The following is a 7,192-nucleotide window of genomic DNA, read 5'->3' on the forward strand; positions in this document are numbered from 1 at the left end:
TGACGAGAGGGATGACGGCCGGTAACAACGGCTCGGACGCGCCGGAGAACGACGACCCGTTCGCCTATCTGTACCGCTCGGAAGGCGGGCAGGGCGGAGAGTCCGGCTCCGCCCCCCGGGCCGGCGGCTACGGCTACCCGGGCCCGGCCGCCCCGCAGCAGCCAGGGGTCCCCCGCACCTCGTACAACCACGTCCGCGCGGTCGGCGAGCGTACCTACGGGCAGCAGAACCAGCAGCAATACCAGCAGGGCCAGCAGGGGCAGCAGATCCCGAATCAGCAGGCCCACTACGCCGCCCCCGAGACCCTTCCCGGCGGAGGGGGCTCCCGCCGGGCCGCCCCCTCGCGCGGCGCCGGCGGCCGCGGCCCCAACAACAAGGGGCTGCTCATCGGCGCGATCGCCGTCGTCGCCGTGGTCGTGGTCGGCATCGGCATCGCGATGATCACGAACAACGGCGACAACAAGGACGACAAGGCCGGCCCGACCAACTCGCCCACGGCGAGCACGAGTGCCGAGCCCAGCGAGACCCCCGGGGCCTCCAAGGATCCGTCCGAGCTGCCCAGCGAGGACGCGTGGGGCCTGCGTCTGGAGGGCGGTGCCGGCCCCGCCACGGACATCCCCGGCGCCAAGGGCGAGGGCGGTAAGTACGTCGGCGGGCTGAACACCCCCGGCGCGTCCGTGACCTGGAACGTGGACGTCGCCAAGGCGGACCAGTACCGGGTGTACGCGAGGTACGGCGTGCCCGGCGAGAACCAGTCGCTCTCGCTCACCGTCAACGGGGAGCGGTCGACCCGGCCGATGAATATGAAGAACTTCATCCCGGACGCGAAGAAGGGCGACTGGGAGAAGAGCTGGACGAGCACCTGGTCCCTGGTCAACCTCAAGGAGGGCGCCAACACCGTCAAGGTGTCCTGTGAGGCCGGTGACAAGTGCGAGGTCATCCTCGACCAGCTGTGGCTCACGGGTAAGGACGGCTGACGGCCGTCGGCTGAGGGCGGTCAGGCCGCCGGGTCCTCGGTGACCTCGATCCGCCCCAGCAGCTCCTCGTAGGTGCCGCGGTCGAACTCGCCCGCCGCCGGGGCCCGTACGGCCGCCGCCGACAGGGCCACCGCGCGCGCCAGCCGGTCCGGCCACGGGGCCCCCTCGACCAGGCCGGACAGCAGCCCGGCCACCGCGGAGTCCCCCGCCCCCGTCGGGTTGCCCGCGAGGCGGCGCGGCGGGGCGGCCCGCCAGGTGCCCTCGGCGGTGACCGCGAGCATGCCGTCCGCGCCGAGCGAGGCGGCCACCGCGTGCGCCCCGCGCCGCCGGGCGTCCCGCGCGGCGGGCAGCGGCTCGGTGGAGCCGGTGAGCCCGGCGAGCTCGTGGGCGTTGGGCTTGACGATGTCGGGGCGCGCGGCGACGCCGCGGCGCAGGGGCTCGCCGCTGGTGTCAAGCAGCGTGGGCACGCCCGCCGCGCGTGCCTCCCGGATGAGCCGCGCGTACGTCCCCACGGGGACGCCGGGCGGCAGGCTGCCGCACAGCGCCACCGCCGACGCCTCGCGCAGCAGCTCGGCGTACGCGCCCAGGAAGGCGGCCCACTCGGGGGTGGTGACGATCGGGCCCGGCTCGTTGAGCTGGGTGGTGTCGCCGGAGTCGGCGTCGACGACGCCGACGGTGCGACGCGTCGTCCCGGCGATCGGCACCAGGGCGTCCGTCACCGCGCCGCCGAGTTCGGCGAGCCGCTCCCGCAGGACGGTCCCCGTCACGCCTCCGGCGAAGCCGGTGACGACGGCGCGGTGGCCGAGGGCGGCCAGCACCCGGGCGACATTGAGGCCCTTGCCGCCGGGCCGTTCGGTGACCTCGGTGACGCGGTGGGTGGTGTGGGCGCGCAGGCGCGGCACCTGATAGGTGATGTCCAGGGCGGTGTTGAGCGTGACCGTCAGGATCACCCTGGCATCCCCTTCGTCCGTCCCCGCCCGGCCCGAATCCCCGGCGTTGCGGCACACGCACGCGCGAACATCTGTGCGCCCGCGTGTGCCGCCACATGTGTGCCTGTGTGAGCCGCGTGTGTGCGGCTGTGAAGGATCATGCCAAAACGGCGGCGGCGGGCCCAGTCCCCCGGGGAGACCGGCCCGCCCAACCGGGGTGTCGAATCAGCCCACTTCGGGATCGATCACCCAGGCGCCATGGCGCATCACGCCCACCACCGCGAAGTCCTCGCCGAGGACCACGAGATCGGCGTCCTTGCCCGCCTCCAGCGAGCCCACCCGGTCGTCCAGGCCGAGGACCTTCGCGGGGGTGGCGGACAGCGCCCGTACGGCCTCGGGCACGCTCAGCCCGTCCAGGGTCACGGCCCGGGCGAAGGCGCGGTCCAGGGTCAGGGTCGAGCCCGCGATGGAACCGGCCGTCGGGCCGGTGCTGATCCGCGCGACCCCGTCGGTGACCTCGACCTCCATCGGGCCCAGCGGATAGATCCCGTCGCTCATGCCGGCCGCGCCCATCGCGTCCGTGATGAAGGCGACCCGGCCGGCGCCCGCGCGGTGGAAGGCGAGCCGCAGCGCGGCGGGGTGCAGATGCGTGCCGTCGTTGATCAGCTCGACGGTGACCCGCTCGTCCTCCAGCAGCGCGGCGACCGGCCCCGGCTCGCGGTGCAGCAGCGGCGGCATCGCGTTGAACAGGTGGGTCGCCACGGTCGCGCCCGCCTCGACGGCCTCGAGCGCGGCGTCGTACGCGGCGTCCGTGTGGCCGACGGCCGCGATGACGCCGCTGTCGGCCAGCAGCCGTACGGAGTCCAGGCCGCCGGGCAGTTCGGGCGCCAGGGTCACCATCTTCGCGGTGCCGCGGGCGGCGTCGACGAGCTTGCGCACATCCGCCGGGTCCGGGTGGCGCAGCAGCGACGGCTGGTGGGCGCCGCAGCGGTGCGGGGAGATGAACGGGCCCTCGAAGTGGACGCCGGCCAGCTCGCCCTGTTCGACCAGCTCGGACAGCGCCGCGGCCTGCCGGGCGAGGTCGTCGAGGTCGCCGGTGACGGTGGAGGCGAGCAGGGTGGTGGTGCCGTGGCGGCGGTGCGTACGGGCGACGGTGAGGGCTTCCTCGGCGGTGCCGGACGAGAAGGACGCGCCGCCGCCGCCGTGCACATGCATATCGACGAAGCCGGGGACGATCCAGTGGCCGGTCAGGTCGAGCGCCGGGCCGCCAGGGGCCGCCTCGCCACCCGCCGCCGGTGCGCTGCCACCCGCCGCCCTGTCCGCGCCCGCCTCGACGATGTGCCGCCCTTCGACCGTCACCCGCCCGTTCTCGACCACCCCGGTCGGCAGCACCACTCGGGCGCCCCTGAGAACCGTTCGAGCCGTTCGAGCCGTTCGTCCGACCATCAGGCGCTTACCTCCGTGGAGAGAAGATCCCAGGCGAGCAGACCCGCGCCCAGGCATCCGGCGGTGTCCCCAAGGGCCGCCGGGACGATAGAGGGCAGCTTCTGGAACGTGATCCGCTCCTCGACCGCCGTGCGCAGCGGCGCGAACAGGGTCTCGCCGGCCTCGGCAAGCCCCCCGCCGATGATCAGTATTCCGGGGTCCATCAGGGTGACCCCGGTGACCAGGCCGTCGGCGAGCGCGCCCACGGCCTCGTGCCATACCCCCACGGCCCGCGGGTCGCCGGACTCGACGGCCTTGGCGCAGTCCGCGGCGTCGGTCTCCATGGCGTCGCCACCGCTCGCCCGCGCCCAGGCGCGGCCCACCGCGGAGGCGGAGGCGAGCGTCTCCAGACAGCCCGACTGCCCGCATCCGCACGCCGGGCCGCCCGGCCGTACGACGATGTGGCCGATCTCGCCCGAGGAGCCGTTGGCGCCGGGGTCGACGCGTCCGCCGATGCCGATGGCGCCCGCGATGCCGGTGCCCAGCGACACGAACAGAAAGCGGTCGGCCCCTTCGCCCGCTCCTATCCGCCCCTCGGCGAGCCCGCCCATCCGTACGTCGTGGGCGAGCGCGACCGGCGTCCCGGCGAGCCGTTCGGCCAGCAGGGCGCGCAGCGGCACATCGCGCCAGCCGAGGTTGGCGGCGAAGACGGCGATGCCGCGGGCCTCGTCGAGGACCCCGGGCACGCCGACCCCGGCCGCCGCGGCCGGCCCGCCGTACCGCTGCTCGCCGATCGCGCGCAGCTCGGCGGCGAAGTCGAGGATCCCGGCGACGACGGCCTCCGGGCCGCGCTCCCGGCCCGTGGGCCGCCTGGCCTCGTGGAGGAGCGTGCCGTCCGCCCCCACGAGGGCGGCCTTCATACCGGTGCCGCCCACATCGAGGGCGATGACGTGTCTCACGGGAACAGTTTCGCGCGATCCCCTGCGAGAGGTCTAGTCCACTCGCCGTTCAGGCGGTGCTCTAGGCTCCGATTGTCTGCGCAAAGGTGAAGTTCGATACCTAAGCGATATCCGTATGGTGTAGACCCTGTGGAGGAATGCGGGGCAGACTCGCTCGACCCTCCTGGGGACCGGCCAGGAGGGCGGTCAAACCACGAGGGTGGGGAAGAGCAGTGCAGCGTCGGCGATTCATGGGTCTGACGGCGGCGGGTGCCGCGGCGGCGGCGATATCGCCCGCGCTGGCGGCGTGCGGAACCGGAAGCGGCGGCTCTGGCCAGGTCACCCTGAAGGTGGTGGCGGCCGACTACGGCGACAGCTCGGCCAACAGCTCGCAGAAGTACTGGGACAAGCTGGCCCAGGCGTTCGAGGCCAAGCACAAGGACATCAAGGTCGATGTCACGATCCTGAGCTGGACCGAGATCGACAAGCGCCTCGGCGAGATGGTCAAGAAGGGCGAGGCCCCGGACATCGCGCAGATCGGCGCGTACGCCGACTTCGCCGCCGAGGGCAAGCTCTACCGCGCCGACCAGATGCTCTCCATACCCACCCAGGCCGGGTTCATCGACTCCATCGCGCGGGCGGGCGAGGTCAAGCGGGTGGCGTACGGGCTGCCCTTCGTCTCGAGCGCCCGGCTCTTCTTCTACAACAAGGGGCTGTTCGACCAGGCCGGCATCACCTCGGTCCCGGAGACCTGGACCGAGCTGAAGGAAGCCGCCGTCCAGCTCAAGGCGATCGGAGTGAAGATCCCCTACGGGCTGCCGCTCGGCCCCGAGGAGGGACAGGGCGAGGCCCTGATGTGGCTGCTCGGCGGCGGTGGCGGCTACAGCGACTCCAACGGCAGCTACACCATCGACTCGACCCAGAACATCAAGACCCTCGAGTGGCTGCGCGACGAGCTGGTCGCCAAGGGCCTCACCGGCCCCGACACCCCGGCCCGCACCAACCGCCAGGACATCTTCGACGCCTTCACGCGCGGCGAGGTCGGCATGCTCAACGGCCACCCGACCCTGATGCAGCAGGCGGACGGCCACGGCATCAAGTACGGCACCGCGCCGCTGCCCGGCCGTGACGAGAAGTCCACCTCCACCCTCGGCGTCGCCGACTGGATCATGGCCTTCAAACAGAACGGCAACCGTAGACAGGCGGGGCTCTTCCTGGACTTCCTGTACGACCGGAAGAACGTGCTCGACTTCACCACCCAGTACGACCTGCTGCCGGTGACCACCAAGGCCTCCGAGGAGATGCGCAAGGAGGCCCAGTACAAGCGGCTGTGGAAGTTCCTCGACGAGCTGGGGACGGCGCAGTTCTACCCGGTGGACAAGACGTCCTGGGCTACGGTCAACCAGAACCTGAAGAACAAGATCGGCGCGGCGGTGGCCAAGGGCGGCGACCCGGCGGGCGTGCTCAGCGAGGTCCAGCGCGAGGCCGACGCGATGGAGAGCGCGGCGAGCTAGCGATGGAGCACGGCGGGCAGGATGCGCAGGGGGACGGGCGCGGCGAGAACGAGTACGAGTACGGGGACGAGCGTACCGAGGGGCGTACGGACGGGCCGGGCGAGGCGCCCGGCGAGGCGGCCGGCCTCTCCGAGCGGGACCGGGCCGTGCTCGCCGTGGAGCGGCACGGCTGGCCGGGCCCCGGCGCCAAGGAGCGGGCGATACGCGAACGGCTCGGCATCTCGCCGACCCGCTACTACCAACTCCTCAACGCTCTGCTGGACGACCCCCGCGCCCTCGCCCACGACCCGGTGACCGTCAACCGCCTGCGCCGCGTGCGCGAGGCGAGGCGCGGACGCCGCTGAACGAATCCGGATCGCCCCACCTTTCCCACCGCCCCGGCGATAGGGTCGGCCGCATGGGCAGCCATAGCCACCCTCTTCCCGTACCCACGACAGCGGCCGGCCGTGAAGGCCTCGACGCGATCCTCCAGCGGCCCGGGGAGGCCGTCGTCGCACTCGACTTCGACGGCACCCTCGCCGACATCGTCCCCGACCCCGACCAGGCGCGCGCCCACCCCGGCGCCGTGCCCGCGCTCTCCCGCCTCGCCCCGCGGCTGGGCTCGGTGGCGGTGATCACCGGCCGTCCCGCCGCCCTCGCCGTGGAGTACGGCGGCTTCGCCGAGGCCGCGGACCTCGACCACCTCGTGGTCCTCGGCCACTACGGCGCCGAGCGCTGGGACGCCGCCGCCCGCGAGGTCACCGCCCCGCCCCCGCACCCGGGCGTCGCGGCGGCCCAGGCCGGCATCCCGGACGTACTCGCCGCGGTCGGCGCCGCGCGCGGCGCCACCGTGGAGGAGAAGGGGCGCGCCGTCGCCGTCCACACCCGCCGCGCCGCCGACCCGCAGGGCGCCTTCGAGGCGCTGCGCGAGCCGGTGCGGCGGCTCGCCGAGCGGCACGGGCTGATCGTGGAGCCCGGCCGCCTGGTGCTCGAACTGCGCCCGCCCGGCGTGGACAAGGGCGTCGCCCTCACCGAGCACGTACGCGAGACCGGGGCCTCGGCGGTGCTGTACGGGGGCGACGACCTGGGGGACCTGGCCGCGTTCGCGGCGGTGGAGCGGTTGAGGGGGCAGGGGGTGCCGGGGGTGCTGGTGTGCAGCGGCAGCAGCGAGGTCACCGAGCTGGCCCGGCGGGCCGACCTGGTGGTCGACGGCCCCGCGGGCGTCGTCGCCCTGCTGACGGCGCTGGCGGTTGCGGTCGACGGCTCCTAGCCCGCGCCCTCCGGGGGTCTTTGTCCCCTACCCGCCCCTTCCCGAACCGGGGGCAAGCCCCCGGACCCCCGGCACGCCCTTCGGGCGTGTCCTCAATCGCCGGACGGGCTGGCTGTGCTTTGCCCTCAAGCGCCGGACGGGCTAGCCAGCCCGTCCGGCG

The 7,192-nt window shown here is 73.7% G+C and carries 7 protein-coding genes; 4 read left to right on the forward strand and 3 right to left on the reverse strand.

Going from position 1 to position 7,192, the window contains the following annotated elements:
• Positions 1-11 precede the first annotated feature (11 nt).
• Positions 12-977 (forward strand): CBM35 domain-containing protein, encoded by a 966-nt coding sequence (locus ABTY62_RS35750; RefSeq protein WP_352133563.1) that lies wholly within the window; start codon positions 12-14, stop codon positions 975-977.
• A 20-nt stretch (positions 978-997) separates the two neighbouring features.
• On the opposite strand, the gene ABTY62_RS35755 is transcribed toward ABTY62_RS35750, so the two are convergent.
• The 3 genes from ABTY62_RS35755 to ABTY62_RS35765 all read right to left on the reverse strand — a co-directional run bounded on the left by ABTY62_RS35755 (position 998) and on the right by ABTY62_RS35765 (position 4,290).
• Positions 998-1,927: a 1-phosphofructokinase family hexose kinase gene (locus ABTY62_RS35755; RefSeq protein ID WP_352133564.1), complete on the reverse strand. Its 930-nt coding sequence runs from the start codon at positions 1,925-1,927 to the stop codon at positions 998-1,000.
• A 204-nt stretch (positions 1,928-2,131) separates the two neighbouring features.
• On the reverse strand, positions 2,132-3,352 hold the full coding sequence (nagA, locus tag ABTY62_RS35760; RefSeq protein WP_352133565.1) for an N-acetylglucosamine-6-phosphate deacetylase: 1,221 nt from the start codon (positions 3,350-3,352) through the stop codon (positions 2,132-2,134).
• Positions 3,352-4,290 (reverse strand): ROK family protein, encoded by a 939-nt coding sequence (locus ABTY62_RS35765; RefSeq protein ID WP_352133566.1) that lies wholly within the window; start codon positions 4,288-4,290, stop codon positions 3,352-3,354. Before ABTY62_RS35765 ends, nagA begins: the two co-directional genes overlap by 1 nt.
• Positions 4,291-4,502: 212 nt before the next feature.
• On the opposite strand from ABTY62_RS35765, the gene ABTY62_RS35770 reads away from it, so the two are divergent.
• Genes ABTY62_RS35770 through otsB form a run of 3 tightly spaced genes read left to right on the forward strand, consistent with a single transcriptional unit; the run spans position 4,503 to position 7,032 of the window.
• Complete coding sequence (locus ABTY62_RS35770) at positions 4,503-5,783, forward strand: extracellular solute-binding protein (protein WP_352133567.1); 1,281 nt, start codon at positions 4,503-4,505, stop codon at positions 5,781-5,783.
• Between the two features lie 2 nt (positions 5,784-5,785).
• Positions 5,786-6,127, forward strand: a complete 342-nt coding sequence (locus ABTY62_RS35775; protein ID WP_352133568.1) for a DUF3263 domain-containing protein — start codon at positions 5,786-5,788, stop codon at positions 6,125-6,127.
• 53 nt (positions 6,128-6,180) lie between these two features.
• On the forward strand, positions 6,181-7,032 hold the full coding sequence (gene otsB / locus ABTY62_RS35780) for a trehalose-phosphatase (RefSeq protein WP_352133569.1): 852 nt from the start codon (positions 6,181-6,183) through the stop codon (positions 7,030-7,032).
• The last annotated feature ends 160 nt before the right edge of the window (positions 7,033-7,192 follow it).

It is taken from the genome of Streptomyces sp. NPDC097640 (assembly GCF_040302705.1).
Classification (GTDB): Bacteria; Actinomycetota; Actinomycetes; order Streptomycetales; family Streptomycetaceae; genus Streptomyces.

Coding starts and splice junctions, on each gene's coding strand:
- nagA (WP_352133565.1), bottom strand. CDS start 3,352: ATGGTCGGACGAACGGCTCGAACGGCTCGAACGGTTCTCAGGGGCGCC.
- ABTY62_RS35750 (WP_352133563.1), top strand. CDS start 12: ATGACGGCCGGTAACAACGGCTCGGACGCGCCGGAGAACGACGACCCG.
- ABTY62_RS35775 (WP_352133568.1), top strand. CDS start 5,786: ATGGAGCACGGCGGGCAGGATGCGCAGGGGGACGGGCGCGGCGAGAAC.
- otsB (WP_352133569.1), top strand. CDS start 6,181: ATGGGCAGCCATAGCCACCCTCTTCCCGTACCCACGACAGCGGCCGGC.